Annotated in this window: 15 protein-coding genes; 13 read left to right on the forward strand and 2 right to left on the reverse strand. The window is 61.9% G+C overall.

Annotated elements, in window-relative coordinates; all coding sequences use genetic code 11:
- The first annotated feature begins 152 nt into the window (after positions 1-152).
- The 13 genes from BUS12_RS02805 (at position 153) to BUS12_RS02865 (ending at position 15316) form a co-directional block, all read left to right on the forward strand.
- Positions 153-1130 carry a sugar-binding transcriptional regulator gene (locus BUS12_RS02805; RefSeq protein ID WP_074294146.1) on the forward strand — a complete coding sequence of 326 codons (978 nt, stop codon included), beginning with the start codon at positions 153-155 and terminating at the stop codon, positions 1128-1130.
- On the forward strand, positions 1127-2755 hold the full coding sequence (locus BUS12_RS02810) for an FGGY-family carbohydrate kinase (RefSeq protein WP_216352689.1): 1629 nt from the start codon (positions 1127-1129) through the stop codon (positions 2753-2755). Before BUS12_RS02805 ends, BUS12_RS02810 begins: the two co-directional genes overlap by 4 nt.
- Positions 2752-4263 carry a glycerol-3-phosphate dehydrogenase gene (locus BUS12_RS02815; protein WP_074294148.1) on the forward strand — a complete coding sequence of 504 codons (1512 nt, stop codon included), beginning with the start codon at positions 2752-2754 and terminating at the stop codon, positions 4261-4263. The genes BUS12_RS02810 and BUS12_RS02815 overlap by 4 nt, the downstream gene beginning before the upstream one ends.
- A gap of 52 nt (positions 4264-4315) precedes the next feature.
- Positions 4316-5248: a sugar phosphate isomerase/epimerase family protein gene (locus BUS12_RS02820; RefSeq protein ID WP_074294149.1), complete on the forward strand. Its 933-nt coding sequence runs from the start codon at positions 4316-4318 to the stop codon at positions 5246-5248.
- A gap of 155 nt (positions 5249-5403) precedes the next feature.
- A complete protein-coding gene (locus tag BUS12_RS02825; RefSeq protein ID WP_074294150.1) occupies positions 5404-6060 on the forward strand; it encodes a DUF2291 family protein in 657 nt (218 codons plus the stop codon).
- The gene (locus BUS12_RS02830) at positions 6060-7598 is read left to right on the forward strand and encodes a sugar ABC transporter ATP-binding protein (protein ID WP_143788240.1); all 1539 of its coding nucleotides are present in this window, start codon (positions 6060-6062) and stop codon (positions 7596-7598) included. Before BUS12_RS02825 ends, BUS12_RS02830 begins: the two co-directional genes overlap by 1 nt.
- Positions 7599-7624: 26 nt before the next feature.
- A complete protein-coding gene (locus tag BUS12_RS02835; protein ID WP_074294152.1) occupies positions 7625-8725 on the forward strand; it encodes an ABC transporter permease in 1101 nt (366 codons plus the stop codon).
- Between the two features lie 70 nt (positions 8726-8795).
- Positions 8796-9752: a D-ribose ABC transporter substrate-binding protein gene (locus tag BUS12_RS02840; protein WP_074294153.1), complete on the forward strand. Its 957-nt coding sequence runs from the start codon at positions 8796-8798 to the stop codon at positions 9750-9752.
- A gap of 137 nt (positions 9753-9889) precedes the next feature.
- Positions 9890-10663, forward strand: a complete 774-nt coding sequence (locus tag BUS12_RS02845; protein WP_074294154.1) for a triose-phosphate isomerase — start codon at positions 9890-9892, stop codon at positions 10661-10663.
- A gap of 41 nt (positions 10664-10704) precedes the next feature.
- A complete protein-coding gene (derI, locus tag BUS12_RS02850) occupies positions 10705-11157 on the forward strand; it encodes a D-erythrulose-4-phosphate isomerase (protein ID WP_074294155.1) in 453 nt (150 codons plus the stop codon).
- Between the two features lie 65 nt (positions 11158-11222).
- The gene (locus BUS12_RS02855; protein ID WP_074294156.1) at positions 11223-12749 is read left to right on the forward strand and encodes an FGGY-family carbohydrate kinase; all 1527 of its coding nucleotides are present in this window, start codon (positions 11223-11225) and stop codon (positions 12747-12749) included.
- Positions 12750-12760: 11 nt separating this feature from the next.
- Positions 12761-14488 (forward strand): glycerol-3-phosphate dehydrogenase/oxidase, encoded by a 1728-nt coding sequence (locus BUS12_RS02860; RefSeq protein WP_074297014.1) that lies wholly within the window; start codon positions 12761-12763, stop codon positions 14486-14488.
- 228 nt (positions 14489-14716) lie between these two features.
- Entirely contained in the window at positions 14717-15316 is a 600-nt protein-coding gene (locus BUS12_RS02865; RefSeq protein ID WP_074294157.1) for a 2'-5' RNA ligase family protein, read from the forward strand.
- A gap of 130 nt (positions 15317-15446) precedes the next feature.
- On the opposite strand, the gene BUS12_RS02870 is transcribed toward BUS12_RS02865, so the two are convergent.
- Both BUS12_RS02870 and BUS12_RS02875 read right to left on the reverse strand, forming a co-directional pair.
- Positions 15447-16754, reverse strand: a complete 1308-nt coding sequence (locus tag BUS12_RS02870) for an MFS transporter (RefSeq protein ID WP_074294158.1) — start codon at positions 16752-16754, stop codon at positions 15447-15449.
- A 108-nt stretch (positions 16755-16862) separates the two neighbouring features.
- A complete protein-coding gene (locus BUS12_RS02875) occupies positions 16863-17297 on the reverse strand; it encodes a nuclear transport factor 2 family protein (protein ID WP_074294159.1) in 435 nt (144 codons plus the stop codon).
- Positions 17298-17344: the final 47 nt, after the last annotated feature.

Consider the following 17344-nt stretch of genomic DNA (forward strand, 5'->3'; position numbering starts at 1 on the left):
TGCGTCGAAATACCCACCCCAACTCAACCACGACCATCACAGGTAGGGTTATCGCGGATAGCAACCATCGAACAGGTGGCTATAGTTCGTAAACTGAAAAAAAATACAGAGAGCGAAAAAAATATCACTTCGCTCCTGGATGTGGAGAAGACATGACGAAACCCGGTGCCAAACGTGACGCCGAAGACAGTCTCGCCATCCGTGCGGCGTGGTTGCACTACGCCGCGGGCATGACCCAGGCGGATGTCGCTGCGCGGCTTGGTGTCAGCAATGTCAAGGCGCATCGGCTCATCACGCGAGCCAATGAGAGCGGCGCCGTGAAGGTCACGATCGATGGCGACGTGGCCGAATGCATTCTGCTGGAAGCGGCCCTTTCTCACCGCTACAGCCTGTCCCAATGCGAAGTCGTGCCGGAATTGCACGAAACCGGCCTGCCGTTGCGCGCACTCGGCATTGCCGGCGCGCACTTTCTGCAACGCGAGATCGCCGCCCGTCAGGGTGGAACCATCGGTATCGGCCATGGCCGCACGCTGGCCGCGCTAGTGGCCGAGATGCCGCGCATGGACGCCGGCAAGGTCCGGTTTGTTTCGCTGCTGGGCGGCGTCACACGCGATTACACCGCAAATCCCTACGACGTGATCCACCGTCTGGCGGAGCGAACCGGCGCGATGTCGTATGTGATGCCCCTGCCGTTTTTCGCCAATACGGCGGAAGACCGCGAAGTCCTGCTGGCGCAACGCGGCGTGCGCGAAGTGTTCGATATCGCCGCGCATGCGGATCTGATGATCGTCGGCATTGGGACGGTGTTGCCCGACGCGCAGCTCGTTGCTTCGCAGATGATCGCGCCGGATGAAATTCGCGAGGTGCGCGATGCAGGCGGCCACGGCGAGGTGCTCGGTCACTTCTTTGATCAGCACGGCAAGTCGGTCGAAACCTCGCTGGCCGCGCGCACCGTGGCGCCGCAACTTGCCGATCTGACCGGGCGGCGCATCGTCGCCATCGCCGGCGGCCTCGAAAAAGTGGACGCGATTCGTGCTGTTCTCAACAGTGGCCTGCTCAGCGGCCTGATTACCGACGAGGCCACCGCGCTCGCCCTGAACGACGGCGCTATCAAGGTGGGGGCGTCATGATGGCCAACCCCGGTGGTGATCTGGTGATCGGCATCGACGCCGGCACTTCGGTGATCAAGGCTATCGCATTCGATCTCGCAGGACGGCAGATCGCGGCTGCCTCGGTGCCCAATCATTACACGACGCATGCCGATGGCGCGGCGTTTCAGTCGCTCGACCAGACATGGACCGATTGCGCGCAGACGCTGCGCAATCTCGGCGCCAAAGTCGAAGGACTCGCGCAACGCACGAGGGCGATTGCCGTGACAGGGCAGGGCGATGGTACGTGGCTCGTCGGCGCTAACAACCGGCCTGCCACCGACGCCTGGCTGTGGCTCGACGCGCGCGCTGCGGATACCGTGCGGCGGTTGCAGCAAAAGCCGGCCAACCGGGCCCGCTTCGAAGCCACCGGCACAGGACTGGCGGCATGCAGCCAGGGCGCACAGATCGCCCATATGGCGGTCACCATGCCCGAGGTGCTGGACCGCGCCGAAGTCGCGCTGCATTGCAAGGACTGGTTGTACCTCAACCTCACCGACGTGCGAGCGACGGACCCGTCGGAGGCGAGCTTCACGTACGGCAACTTCCGCACGCGCCAGTACGACGACGTCGTGATCGACGCGCTCGGACTAACGGCGCGGCGCGGGCTGTTGCCGGAGATCGTCGACGGCACCGAACTCATGCATCCACTGACGTCCGAAGCGGCTGCGGCCACGGGGCTTCTGGCCGGAACGCCGGTGTGCCTCGGATTCGTGGATATCGTGATGACGGCGCTCGGCGCGGGCATTCACACCGCCAACGCCGATGGCGCGACCTGCTCGATCATCGGCTCGACCGGCATGCATATGCGAGCGGTGCAGAACACCGCCGTGCGTCTGAACGACGAGGGCACAGGCTACGTCATCGCGTTGCCGGTGCCGGGCATGTCGGCGCAGGTGCAGTCGAACATGGCGGGCACGCTGAACATCGACTGGATCCTGAATCTTGCTTGCGATCTGCTCGCGGAATTCGGCACGGAGTTGTCGCAAAGCGACCGCGTGAAACGCATCGACGGATGGCTGCAATCCAGCCGGCCGGGTGCGCATCTGTACCACCCCTACATTGCCGATGCGGGCGAGCGTGGACCTTTCGTCAACCCCAATGCGCGCGGCAGTTTCATCGGCCTCACCAGTGAAAGCCGTTTCCCCGATCTGTTGCGCTCGGTGGTGGAAGGGCTCGGGATGGCCGCGCGGGACTGTTATGCGGCCATGGGCGGCGCGATGCCTGCAGAGTTGCGCCTGACAGGCGGTGCGATGCGTTCGCGCGCAGTGCGCTCGGTGCTCGGGGCGGTGGTGGGTGCGCCGGTTCGTATCTCGCAGCGCGAAGAGGCCGGCGCGGCGGGCGCGGCGATGATGGCGGCGGTCGCGCTCGGCGCGTATCCCGACATGCAGGCGTGTATCGCCGAATGGGTTACGCCGCTGCTGGGACAACCCGAGGCGCCGGATCCCGCGCTGATGCAAACCTACGCGCGCGCGTTTCCGGCGTACCAGAAGGCGCGACGCGCTCTGGAACCGGTGTGGGAGGACATGGCGCAGCAGGCTAAAGCCAGGTGCAGTCCCGAAGCCTGTGCATCCGACAACGCGGTCGAACTGAGGGCGGTGCAATGAGTGACAGTCAGATGATCGACCTCGTCGTGGTGGGTGGCGGCATCAACGGCGCAGGCATTGCACGCGATGCAGCCGGTCGGGGATTGTCGGTGGTGCTGTGCGAGAAAGACGATCTTGCGCAGGGCACCTCGTCGCGTTCGGGCAAACTGGTGCATGGTGGGCTGCGTTATCTTGAGTACTACGAATTTAGACTGGTTCGCGAAGCCTTGATCGAACGGGAAGTACTCCTCAACGCAGCGCCGCACATCATCTGGCCGATGCGCTTTGTCCTTCCGCACAGCCCTGATGATCGCCCGGCCTGGCTCGTGCGTCTGGGCCTGTTCCTGTATGACCATCTTGGCGGCCGCAAGAAGCTGCCCGCCACACGCACCCTCGATCTGCGGCGCAGTCCTGAAGGCGCGCCGATCAAGGACCAGTTCCGCAGAGGCTTCGAATACTCGGACTGCTGGGTCGATGACGCACGTCTTGTCGTGCTCAACGTCGTCGATGCAGCGCAGCGCGGCGCACAGATCCTCACGCGTACGGCGTTCGTGTCGGCTCAACGCGAAAACGGCGCGTGGCGCGTCGAGTTGCGCGATACGCGCAACGGTAAAAGCCGCATTGTGATGGCGCGTGGGCTGGTGAATGCGGCCGGGCCGTGGGTGGCGGACATCATCGGTCGCGTGACCGGTGGCCAGTCGACCCGCAAGGTGCGCCTTGTTAAAGGCAGCCATATCGTCACGCCGAAGTTCTGGGACGGTCCGCACTCGTACCTGGTGCAGAACCACGACAAGCGTGTGATCTTCGTCAATCCGTACGAAGGCGACAAGGCGCTGATCGGCACCACGGACGTTCCGTGGGACGGCGCGCCGGAGAGCGTGTCGATCGACGACGCGGAGGTCGATTACCTGCTGGCCGCGGTGAACCGCTATTTCAAGCAGCCATTGCGACGCCTGGACGTCGTGCAGAGCTTCTCCGGGGTACGCCCGCTATACGACGACGGCAACGGCAATCCCTCGGCGGTGACGCGCGACTATGTGTTCGATCTCGACGCCAACGGCGGCGCGCCGCTGCTCAATGTGTTCGGCGGCAAGATCACCACGTTTCGCAAGCTGTCCGAGGCGGCGATGCAACATCTGCGGCCGACATTCCCCGCCATGGGACCTGACTGGACCGCGACCGCCACCCTGCCCGGCGGCGAGATCGAGGACGGCGACGTGCCGCGGTTCATCGCGCGTCTGCAACGCGAGTATCCATGGCTGCCGCGCGAATTGACGGGCTACTACGCGCGGACCTACGGTGCACGCACGGCTCAGGTGATCGACTCCGCCCAATCTCTCGCCGATCTCGGCCGTCAGTTCGGGCCGAATTTTTACGAAGCCGAAGTGCGTTACCTGGTGGAGCAGGAGTGGGCCGAAACGACGCAGGACATCCTGACGCGGCGGACCAAGCACGGACTGCATATGAACGCCGAGCAGACGGCAGCGTTCGGCGCCTGGTTCGAAGGACTCGACCGGAAATCCGCTTAAGCCGGACCACGACGAACCCACATCAACACGAGATAAGAGACACGAGACGAACATGGCTTTCACGCTCGCACTCAACACGAATCCGCTGGTGAACCGCTTCGCGGAACCGGACGATCTCATCGACGCCATTGCGTACCAGATGAAGATCCGCGACGTGCAGCTCACGCACGAGTTCATCAACCCGTCGTGGCCCGCGGCAGTGACGCGGCGTCTGACGCGCCAGATGCGCGCAGCGATGGCGCGCACCGGCGTGCGCATCACGTCGGGCATGACCGGGCCGTATGGGCGGCTCAACCATTTCGGCCATCCGGACGCTGACGTGCGGCGCTATTACGTCGACTGGTTCAAGACCTTCGCTGATATCACAGCGGAGCTTGGCGGCCACTCAATCGGCACACAGTTCGCCATTTTCACGTATCGCGACTACGACGACGCAGTGAGGCGCGAAGCCTTGATCCAGACCGCGATTGACTGCTGGTCGGAAGTGGCGGAACACGCGAAATCGGCGGGATTGCAGTACGTATTCTGGGAACCGATGTCGATCGGACGCGAGTTCGGCGAGACGATCGCCGCGTGCCTTGCGCTGCAAAAGCGGCTGAGCGCCGCCGACATGGCCGTGCCGATGTGGATGATGGCCGATATCGATCACGGCGACGTGACGAGCGCCAATCCCGACGACTTCGATCCCTACGCCTGGGCGCGCGCGGTGCCGCGCGTCTCGCCGATCATCCATATCAAGCAGTCGCTGATGGACAAGGGCGGGCACCATCCTTTCACCGCCGAGTTTAATGCTCGCGGCCGTATTCAGCCTGAACCGCTGATCGCCGCGCTTCACGACGGCGGTGGACGGCACAACGAGATCTGCCTCGAGTTGTCGTTCAAGGAACGCGAACCGAAGGACCGGCAGGTGGTCGAGCAGATTGCCGAGTCGGTCGCGTTCTGGGCGCCGCATTTCGACACCGGCGTGTCCGATCTGAACCTCTAACGGAACGAGGCTGCGATGCACGGAGCAATGATCGAAGACGCGGACCAAGGCATCGCACTTCGGCCACCTGACGCGGCGACGTCACCGGTCAAGGCGCGTGCATCCGGCCCGCTTTCGTTGTGGTTTCGTAGTTCTGAAGTTCAGGAGGTGTCCTCATGAGCGCAGTTGCATTTACGGTGAATAAACGGCCCCGTCACACTGCTCGCGCAGTGACCGCCGTCGTGGCGCTGGTGGCCGTGGTCGTGGCGATGGCTTTCAGCGTCAAAGTCGTGAAGATTGGCGCAAGCGGCGATGCGGAAGCGAAGGTTTTCGATCCCGCTGCCTATGGCACGGCGCAATTTCCGAAGACGCAGGCGGCGATCGAGAGCCGCGCAGTCAGTGCCGATACGCTGGCCGCGGCAATTACCAAGGATCAGGATGCGGCGGGCAAACAATACGGTGTGGCAGGCGGCGGCGTAGGTCCCGAAATGTCGGTCAAGTTCACCGGCGTGGCGGATAAGGACGATTCCGGCATCTATACCGTCAAGGTGCCGAACCTGCCCGACTCGCTGAGCATCCGCGTGCAAACCGGTCCGGCCATCAACGGCACCGATCTGCGCGACGCTACCGGCACCATCAGCTTCGAGCAGTTCACCAATCAGATCGACTACCAGAACGCCGGTTACGCGATCAACACGGCAATGAAGAAAGCGGTTCTGGCGAAGATCGATACCAGCAAGCTGGCGGGCAAGACCATCTCCGTGGTGGGCGTGTTCCAGCTGGTCAACCCGAATGGCTGGCTCGTGACGCCGGTCAAACTGGACGTGAACTGATGAGTGCGCTCCAGAGTGAACCGCTGGCGAGCGACGTGTTGCTGTCGGCGCGTGACGTCGTCAAGTCGTACGGCGGCGTGCATGCGCTGAAGGGCGTCAACTTCGATATCCATCGCGGCAAGGTCACCACGCTGTTCGGCGAGAACGGCGCGGGAAAATCGACCTTGATGAAGATTCTCGCGGGCGTGGAAACCCCCACGTCGGGAACGATCGAACTCGATGGCGAGCGCGTAGCGTTTGCTTCGGCGAACGATGCGCGCGATCACGGCATCTCGATCATCCATCAGGAACTGAGTCTTGCGCCCAACCTGAACGTGCGCGACAACATCTTCATGGGACGCGAGCTGCGCGCCGCGACGGGTGTCAATTTTGCCGAAGAGGCGCGCCAGGCGCGTGCCCTGATGGCAGACCTAGAAGAAGAAATCGATCCATTGACGCGCGTCCACGACTTGCGTCTTGGTCAACAGCAGGTGGTTGAAATTGCACGCGCTCTATCAGTGCAATCGCGCATCCTGATCATGGACGAACCGACTTCTGCGCTGAGCGCTTCCGAAGTGGAAGTGCTGTTCAAGGTGATCCGCGACCTGACGAGCCGTGGCGTGTCGATCGTGTATATCTCGCATCACCTCGAAGAGGCGTTGCAGATCACCGACTACGCAGTCGTATTGCGTGACGGCAGGATCACGGCCACGGCCGAAGCCAAAGACATCGACCTGGCGTGGATCGTGCGCCACATGGTCGGAGAAAATTTCGATCTCGGTTCGCCGCCGACCGGCTACACGTTTGGCGATGTCGCGCTGTCGATCAAGGACGTCAGCGTCGCCGACGCATCCGGCTCCGATATGTCGGTCGTCGATCATCTCTCGCTCGATGTGCGGGCCGGCGAGATCGTGTGCATCTATGGCTTGATGGGCGCAGGGCGCACGGAACTGCTCGAGGCGGTCGCGGGCCGTTTTCCGACCCGCGGCGGGCAGGTTTTGCTCGAAGGCGAGGACGTCGCGTCGCTGAGCATTGCGGGGCGCATTGCGAGAGGTCTCGTGCTGGTGCCCGAGGATCGTCAGCGCGATGGACTGGTGCCGACGATGAGCGTCGGCAGCAATCTGTCGCTTGCGAGCATCGGTACGTTCGTCCGGGGCATGCTGCTGTCGTTCCCACGCGAACGTGAACTGGTCGATCAGTCGATCCGCAATGTCCGCGTCAAGACGGCCGGCGCGGGCGCGAAGATCGGCTCGCTGTCGGGTGGCAATCAGCAAAAGGTCGTGATCGGCAAGATGCTCGCCACGCACCCGAAAGTCATTTTGCTCGACGAACCTAGCCGCGGCATCGACATTGGCGCCAAGGCCGAAGTTTTTCGCCTGCTGAGCGAGAGCGCCAAACAAGGCCTCGCGGTGGTGTTTTCCACGTCTGAAGTAGGTGAATGCCTGAGCATCGCGCACCGGATCGTCGTCATGCGACGCGGCAAGATTTCCGCAGAATTCGGCACCGATGCCACCAAAGACCAGATCATGGCTGCCTCGGGCGAAGCCGTGGTGATCTGATCGTCGAAATGCCTGGAGACCTGAACATGAATCACTCTGCCAAAACTTCCCCATCGCACCGCACCGGCTGGTTCGGCGACGGTTTCGACCTTGGCAAGATGCTGCTCGAAGGTCGCGCGTTCTTTGCGCTGATCGTGATAGTCACCGTCTTTTCGTTTCTGTCACCCTATTATTTCGCACTGGAAAACTTCCTGACGATGGCCTCGCACGTGGCTATCTACGGCATTCTCGCCATCGGCATGCTGCTTGTGATCATCAATGGCGGCATCGATCTGTCGGTGGGTTCGACGCTCGGGCTTTCCGGGGTGGTCGCCGGCTTCTTTCTGCAGGGTGTGACGCTGAACCTGTTCGGTGTCGTGCTGTATCCGGCGGTGTGGGTCGTGGTCGTGCTGTGCTGTCTGCTCGGCGCGTTCATCGGTCTCGTCAATGGTGTGCTGATCGCGCGTTTCAAGGTGCCGGCCTTCGTCGCCACGCTCGGCGTGATGTACGTGGTGCGCGGCCTCGCACTCCTCATGACCAATGGCCTGACTTACAACAACCTTGGCGGTCGTGAGGATCTGGGCAACGTCGGCTTCAACTGGCTCGGCTTCGATCGACTGTTCAACGTTCCGGTCGGCGTGCTGATCCTGGCGGTCATCTCGATTCTCGGCAGCCTCATGCTGACCCGTACTGCGTTTGGCCGCTGGCTCTATGCGTCGGGCGGCAACGAGCGCGCCGCGCAACTCTCCGGGGTGCCGGTGAAGCGCGTGCAGATCAGCGTCTACATGCTGTCTGGCGTCTGTGCGTCCATCGCCGGGTTGATCCTGTCCTCGCAGTTGACCTCAGCGGGTCCGACCGCCGGCACGACCTACGAACTGACGGCCATTGCCGCGGTGGTCATCGGCGGGGCCTCGCTGATGGGCGGCACGGGCAATATCCGCGGCACGCTGCTCGGCGCTTTCGTGATCGGTTTTCTGTCCGATGGACTGGTGATCATCGGCATCTCTTCATATTGGCAGACGGTTTTCACCGGCGCAGTCATCGTGCTCGCGGTGTTGCTCAACGCCATTCAGTATCGCCGCCGTGTCAAGCGCCCAGCGCCGGCCGCCGGTCAACCGACTTCTCCGTTAGGCGGCGGCAAGGCTTGAGTCGCGCTATCGGCCAGCAAGAAGATGCCGGATTCCGGCGCTATTACTAACTGAAAACAGGAGACTTACCATGAAGAGCAAAAGAAGAACTTTGGTACTCGCCGCCGCCGTTGCACTGGCGGCGCCGCTGTTCGCAGGGCAGGCGCATGCGGCGGGCGGACTCGTGACGATCATCGTCAACGATCCGTCCAACCCTTACTGGCTCACCGAAGGCAACGTCGCCGCCGCCGAAGCGAAAAGGCTCGGCTACACCGCGAACGTGGCAGCCTCGAAGGGCGACACCAACGCGGAAAGCCAGCTCATCGACACCGCGATCACCAATAAGTCCGTCGCGATCATTCTCGATCCCGCGAACGCGAGCGGTTCCGTCGGCGCCGTGAAGAAGGCTGTCGCCGCCAACATCCCGGTGTTCCTCGTCAATGCCGAAATCAACCAGGAAGGGTTGGCCAAGGCGCAGCTCGTATCCAACAACGCCCAGGGCGCAGCGCTCGGCGCGCAGCAATGGGTGAAAGACGTTGGATCGAAGGGTAATTACGTCGAGTTGCTCGGCTCGCCTTCCGACAACAACGCTGCGACGCGCTCGAATGGCTATACATCGGTGCTCAGCCAGTATCCGGACCTGAAGAAGGTTGGCTCGCAAGTGGCGAACTGGGACCGTACGCAAGGCTTCAACGCCATGCAGAGCCTGCTTCAGGCGCATCCGGATATCGTCGGCGTGATCAGCGGTAACGACGAAATGGCACTCGGTGCGATTGCGGCGCTCAAGCAGTCGGGCAAGCTCGCGAACATCAAGGTAGGGGGCTTCGACGGCTCGCCGACCGCAGTGGCAGCAGTCAAGGCAGGCGAGTTGCAATACACGGTGCTGCAGCCTGTCGCTACGTTTTCCGTCAAGGCAGTGCAGGAGGCCGACGAATTCCTGAAGACCGGCAAGACAGGCGCCAAGAATGAAAAGCAGCTGTTCGACTGCGTCCTGATCACGAAGGCGAACGTGGACAAGTACACGTCGGCCTTCACGTTGTCGAAATAATAACGCGCTAAACATGTAGGAATCCGAAATATTATTGCGGATTTTGCATGTAATCGACCCGCGCGCCGGCGTGACTCGAAGCATTCCGGCGCGACTCACCTCATTTCGAGTGTATATGTCCGCATGAAGAAACAATCATGACCCATTCCGCTTTCTGGATCGGCACCAGTTGGAAGATGAACAAGACGCTGGCGCAGGCGCGCGCGTTCGCCGAGGGTTTGCTTGACGCCGACGCTCGCGCCAACGCCGACTCACGGCTGCAGCGCTTCGTCATTCCACCTTTCACCGCGATCCGCGAGGTCAAGACAATCCTCGCGAACACGACGGTGAAGGTCGGCGCGCAAAACATGCATTGGGCCGATCGCGGCGCGTGGACCGGCGAGATTTCGCCGTCAATGCTGGTCGATTGCGCGATGGATCTGGTTGAACTCGGTCACTCCGAGCGGCGCGAACATTTTGGCGAGACCGACGAAACGGTGGGGCTAAAGGTCGAAGCGGCGGTCCGTCATGGACTGACGCCGCTGATCTGCATTGGCGAGACACTCGCCGACCGCGAACGTGGGCGCGCTCCTGAGGTGCTGGCAGCCGAGGTCCGGGGCGCATTGGCGCGCTTGAGTCCGCAACAGCACGCCGCCCCGATTTTGCTCGCGTACGAGCCCGTCTGGGCCATCGGCGAACACGGCATACCGGCCAGCGCCGACTATGCCGACGCGCGTCAGGCCGAGATCATTTCGGTGGCGCAAGCCGTTCTTGGCCGCCGCGTACCGTGCCTGTATGGCGGCTCGGTCAACCCGGACAACTGCGCCGAACTTGCCGCTTGCGCGCATATCGACGGACTGTTTATTGGACGTTCTGCCTGGGACGTCGCCGGCTATCTCGACATCCTGGACCGCATCAGGGCAGTGCTCTGACCTGACCGCATGCGTGTAACTCAAACATCACGGAGTTGAACATGAAACTTGCAATTGCGGGCGACAGCGCTGGGGCGGCACTGGCCCAGGTGCTGGCCGAATACCTGAAGGACCGTTATGAAGTGTTCGAACTGTCGACCAACGAAACGGACCCAACCGAGCTCTATGCAGAACTGTCCGATCGGGTCGCTACAGGCGTCATCCATGGCGACTACGACCGCGCCATTCTGATTTGCGGCACCGGTATCGGCGTGAGCATTTCGGCCAACAAGGTGCCGGGCATCCGTGCTGCGTTGTGCCACGACACCTATTCTGCGGAACGGGCGGCGCTCTCGAACAACGCGCAGATCATCACGATGGGCTCGCGCGTGATCGGCCCTGAGCTGGCCAAATCCATCGCGGACGCCTTCCTCGCGCAGACGTTCGACGAGCACGGCCGAAGCTCGGGTAACGTGGCGGCGATCAACCAGGTCGATTCGAGGCACCGTCGGTAGACGCCTTTCCGCTCGCCAGATAACACGCGCGCCTTCGGACACGGCGTAATCGGATCGGAGACAGGATGGAGAAGTATCTGCTGGGCCTCGACAGTGGCTCGACCGCAACCAAGGCTGTCGTCTTCGACACCACGGGTCGGACCGTGGCGGTGGGATCGCGGCGGGTCGAGCAGCGGCAGCCGCGCGCCCGTCATGTCGAACGCGACATGGAAGAAACCTGGGCCGCGGCGAGTGGCGCGATTCGTGACGCACTTGCGCGCGGCAAGGTGTCCGCGAGCACCATCGCGGCGGTCGGCGTAACGGGGCACGGCGACGGGCTGTACCTCGTGGATCAGCATGATGCCCCACTCGGCCCTGGCATTCTGTCGCTCGATAGCAGGGCGGTCGCCGTTCGCGATCAATGGCGCGACGCGGGCGTCTTGCCACGGGCGTTGGCGCTAACCGGCCAGCAGCCGTATCCTTACGCCGCGGTCAGCCTGCTTAAGTGGATCCAGCTCAACGAACCTGAGCGTTACGCAAAAATCGGTCATGTGCTGTTTTGCAAGGATTGGCTCCGCCTGCGTCTGACCGGCCTCGCGGCAACCGACCCAACAGAAGCCAGTTCGTCCTTTACCGACGTCCGCACGCAGCAGTACAGCCGCGAGGTGCTGGATCTATACGGCCTCACGTCGATTGGCCGCGCGTTGCCGGAAATCGTGCCGTCTACTGTGTCCGCCGGACGTGTCACCGCGCAGGCCGCCGCGCAAACCGGTTTGATGGAGGGCACACCCGTTGCCTGTGGATTGCACGATGTCACCTCGAGCGCCGTGGGCATGGGCATCACTGAACCTGGCGTGCTGTCCATCACGGCAGGGACTTTCAGCATCAACGAGATCCTCTCCGATCGCCCGCAAGCGGATCCGCGCTGGTCGTGCCGCAACGGCACACGGCCTGGCCAGTGGATGAACATGTCGATTTCGCCGGCGTCGTCCAGCAACGTGGACTGGTTCATGCGCGAGTTTTTCGCTCACGAAGCGCAACAGGCTGAACAACGCGGTTGCTCGCTGTTCGATCTGATTGAAGACGAATTGCAGATTGCGTTCGCCGAACCGAGTTCCGTGATGTTTCATCCGTTTCTGTTCGGATCGCCTTTCGAACAGGCCGCGAGCGCGTCGTTCTTCGGCATCCGCAGTTGGCACCGTCGCGCCCATCTGGCGCGTGCGGTGCTCGAAGGCATGATCTTCAATCATCGATATCACGTCGAAGCCCTAACCAGTGTGTTTCCCGCGAAGCGGGCGGGCCTGACCGGCGGCGGTTCGGCGAGTCCCATGCTGGCACAGATGTTTGCCGACGTTCTAGGAATGCCGATTGATATTCCCGACAGTCAGGAAGCCAGCGCGCTCGGCGCTGCGCTCTGTGCCGGCGTGAGTGCGGGGGTGTTCGTCTCCCTGCCGGAGGCGGGCGAGCGCGCATGCCGCATCCAGCGGACGCACGGGCCAGACCCGGAACGTCACGGCCGGTTCAACGAGGTGTACGAGCTCTACCTGCAGCTCATTGCAAACATGAATTCATCGTGGCCGGCGCTCGATCGCGCAGCCATCACACACTCATGACGAGCCAGACGATGACTCAACGATCCCGTGAATTTTTTCTCGAACGGCTGACGCAGCAGAGCCGTGTCAGCGTGCTGATTGTGGGGGGAGGGATCAACGGCGCAGGGCTATTCCGTGATCTGTCGTTGCAACAGGTCGATTGCCTGCTGATCGACAAGGCGGACTTTGCTTCAGGCGCGAGTTCTGCGCCGTCCCGGCTGATTCACGGCGGGCTTAAGTACCTGGAAACCGGCGAGTTTCGCCTTGTTGCCGAATCGACGCTGGAGCGCAACCTGTTGCTGAAAAACGCGCCACACTTCGTGCTGCCGCTGGAGACAGTCTTGCCGATCCATTCGTACTTTGGCGGCGTTGTTGCGTCCGTGCTGCGGTTTTTCGGCGTCCGGTCGAAGCTTGCCGATCGCGGCGCGATCATTTCGAAACTCGGGCTGATGATCTACGATTTTCTGGGCCGTCATGACCGCACGATGCCGCGCCACCACGTCGCGTTCAGAAATCGTTCGCTTCGAAACTTACCGCTGCTCGATCCCGCGATCAAGGCAACGGTGACGTATTTCGATGCACAGGTGACACAGGCCGAACGATTGAACTACGAACTGGTTGCCGACGGCCAGGCCGCGTGCGACGAAGCCGCAGCAGCGAATTACGTCACGGTCGATCATGTGGACGGGGAGACGGTGTGGCTACGCGACCTGGTGTCGGGGAAGGGCTACGCGGTCAAACCTGCTGTCGTCATCAATGCCGGCGGCGCGTGGATCGACAGTGTCAACCGGTTGCTGGGCATCGAACGAAAGTACATTGGCGGGACGAAAGGATCGCACCTGATACTAAGGCATCCTGAACTACAGGCTCAGCTACGAGGCCGCATGGTTTACTTCGGCTCCAAGGACGGTCGCATATGCCTCGTTTACCCGTTTATGGGTCAGCTTCTGGTTGGCTCGACCGATCTGCGCGTGAGCGATCCCGACCAGGTTCGCTGTGAGGACAATGAAGTTGACTATATGCTCGGTGTACTGCGGGAGATTTTTCCCCGATTGAAGCTCGACGTATCGGACATCACGTTTCGCTACAGCGGTGTGCGGCCGTTACCTTTTTCCGATGCGGCAAACCCGGGCGACGTGAGTCGCGATCACGTGGTTCATGTCGATCTTCTGCCTGAAACCCGCATTCCTTTGCTTTCGCTGGTGGGTGGCAAGTGGACGACCTTCCGGGCATTCGCCGAATCGGTTGCCGACGATACGCTCAGACGCCTCGGACGCTCACGTAAGGTCAGTACTCGCAACGAACCCATCGGTGGCGGCCTTAACTTTCCACTTGCTCCGGTGGACCGGGCTGCATGGATCGACGAACTCGCTGCGCGCTGCGGTGTTTCGGTGGAACGCGCTAGAACTTTACTCTCGCGGTACGGGACACGTGCGTCCGCGATTGCTGAGTTTTGCTCGCCGGCGAACGATGAGGTTCATGATGAGCCGCTCACCAGTGAGCCAGATTACACGGTCCGGGAAATTCAATACCTCTGTGAGCAAGAAGCCGTCACGCGTCTTTCGGATCTACTTTTTCGCCGGACGACGATTGCGCTTTCCGGTCAATTGACCGGCGCGATGCTCGCCGAAACTGCGGCGATTGCCGCACGTGCGCTGGGATGGGAATCGGTTCGCGTACAAGAGGAAATCGAGGCAGTCTGCGATGTCGGTCGACGGCGTCATGGAATGGTACTTCGCGATGCCGAGCTTGCGCATTAGCCCGGTCATCGAAGGGGGCCTTCCACAGCAACCGAAGGCGTTGTTCATTGGCACGTGCCGGTGATCGGGAATCGAGGCCCTACGCCGGCTCGCAGTGGTCCGTGCCGTTCATGCAGGTGCCACATAATAAATCCCCGTTGCCTCTAATACTGTATAAATGTACAGTATCGGCAATAACGCGAGAACGGAGATTCACCGACATGCCTGCTTTATCGTCTCGGGCGCATCATGCCTGACCAACTCTGGTTGCCGGGGCTGGAGGCGCCGCCCGTCCCAACAGACGGCCTGTTCTTCGCAGTCATGCCCGACGTCAATACAGCGGGCAGCATCGCGAAACTCGCACAGCAGATCTGCGGTGAGACCCGCTCGAAGAGCAAGCCGCTTGCCGCCAACCGCCTCCACGTCACGCTGCAGCATCTTGGGAATTTCGCAGGTGGTCTGCCGCAAGAGCGAGTCGATGCCGCGATCAAAGCCGCCGCGTCAATCAGAATGGAGCCGTTCAGCGTCGAGTTCGACCATGCTTTGAGTTTTGCATCGAAACCTAGGCCCGGACCCGTGGTGTTGGGAGGCGGTGAGGGCGTGGTCGGCCTCCACGCGCTCCACGAGGCGCTAGCACGGGCATTGCAAAACGAAGGATTCGGCGATCGCGCCGTTGTGCCGAACGCGGCGCATTACACGCCACACGTTACGCTCGCTTACGGCATGCCCTGGATCGCGGCCCGTCCCGTTGACGCGGTCAGTTGGAACGTGCGCGAGTTTGTCTTGATGCACAGCCTGCTCGGCCGTACCCGGCATGTTGCGCTGGCGCGGTGGCCGTTGGCAGGATAGGCGAGATACGACGGGGTGGTATCGCTCGCAATCTGGCGGTGGGGGATCCACCGCGCCTACTCATCGTATCGAGGCAGGTGAACTTCGACAGAGCGGCATACGCCAGCAGTACCGACCCGCGTGGCCCCGATCAATGGGGTGAACTGAACTTCATCAACCACATAGCCGCCGCCGCACCAAGCGATGCTACCGCGGTCGTGCTGAACAACGCTGCGGTGCCCATGCCCGCGTCCAGCAGCAGGCCGCCTAAAACCGGACCGCAGATCGCACCGACGCGGCCAATGCCCATGGCCCATCCCACACCGGTGGCGCGCAGGTGCGTTCCGTAAAAGCTCGCACAGAACGAAACGGTGCACATCTGGGCTCCGATGCTTAGCATGCCGGCCACAAAGGCGGTCACGCAGAGCAATGTGCCGGACCCTTGTACTTGCCCCATCAGGAAAATCGCAACCGCACCGCCACCGTAGGCGCAGCCGATGACGATCGGCGGGGCAAAACGGTCTGCGAGTCGTCCGATTCCAACGCAGCCGAATACCGCACCCAGATTCAGCATCGACACGGCGATGACCGCCAAGCCGACGTCGGCGCCCGTGCTTCTCGCCACCAGGGGAATCCAGTTGATCAGAAAATAGGTGAGTAGAAGGCTCAGGAAAAGCGTTGCCCAGAGTAGTAGCGTTCCCAATGCACGACGGTCGGCAAAGAGGCCGGCGATCGAGATGCGCTCCGGTGGCGACAGCGCCGTCAGATCGACATCCCAGTCGCGGTCATTGCCGAGGCGAGTCAGGATGCGCTGCACTTTGGCGTGTTTTCCACGGCGGGCAAGATATTCGATCGACTCCGGAACGACTGCCATGAAAACCGGCATGATCAGAATCGGCAAGGCGCCACCCGCGATGAAGGCGCTTTTCCACCCCCATTGGGCAACGAGCTTTCCACAAAGCAGTCCACCAATCACGGCGCCTACGGGGAACCCGCAGAACATCAACGACACGAGCGACTCGCGGCTTCGCTTCGGCGCATACTCGGAGGCGAGCGAGATAAAGCACGGCAGCGCGCCGCCGAGTCCAAGACCGGTTCCAAAGCGCATCGCTACGAGTGAGTGAATGGACCCGGCTAGTGGTGTCAGCAGCGTTCCCACCGCGAAGATCAGCACGGAAATAAACAGCCCCGGCTTGCGGCCGATGCGGTCGCCAAGCGGTCCCAGCGTAAGTGCCCCGACGAAGCTGCCCAACAGACCCGCGCCGAAGACCGGTCCGAACGACGATGCCGGGATGTTCCACGCGTCAGCAATATGGGGCGCGACGAATGCAATGGACTGCGTATCAAATCCGTCGATCATTGCAATGGCCGCGCACAACACCATGATGACGATTTGCAGGGAGGAAAGCCGGCTGACATCGATAGCCGACTCGGGCGAGACATGATGGCTGCTGCTCATCGTAATCCTTTTTATATGCTGTCGACGCTAGCGCAGCAGTGCCGGAGGAGCGCTGCGATGCATCGGCGGCCCCGTGTGCACGTAGTGCCCGCCGACACTCAATTCCGCTTACGAACCCGTTGATATGGGTGCTCCCCCATTGAGCGCCAATTCGCGCTTGATGACGCGTCGTTCGATGAACCACACGCCCGCATCGTTCCGGCGCAGCGTGTCGAAAAGGTCATTGATCCGCGTTTGCACCGTGCCCTCCGGAAGGCGCTGTTCGACGGTCACCTGTATCGCTGTTGTCTGCACCAGGGTGGCGTCGTCTTCCTCTTCGATCCGCAGGTTGGACCAGATGTGCCTCGTCTTGCGGCCGTATTCCGCATGGCGCCTTTCGCAGTCTCGTGCGATCGCGTCCCGTCCGATCAACTCTTGCCCTCCAACATGCAATACGCCGCGCGGCGAGAACAATGCCGCCAGCGAATCGCCTTCGCCACGGTCCGCATACCACGCAAAATCGCTCAGCAATCGTTCGATTGCGTGGATATCATCGTGTTCCACAGCTCAATCCTCCTAAGTTAATGACGGCGGTGAAGAGACGTCTAAAT

It is taken from the genome of Paraburkholderia phenazinium, from assembly GCF_900142845.1.
Classification (GTDB): Bacteria; Pseudomonadota; Gammaproteobacteria; order Burkholderiales; family Burkholderiaceae; genus Paraburkholderia; species Paraburkholderia phenazinium_A.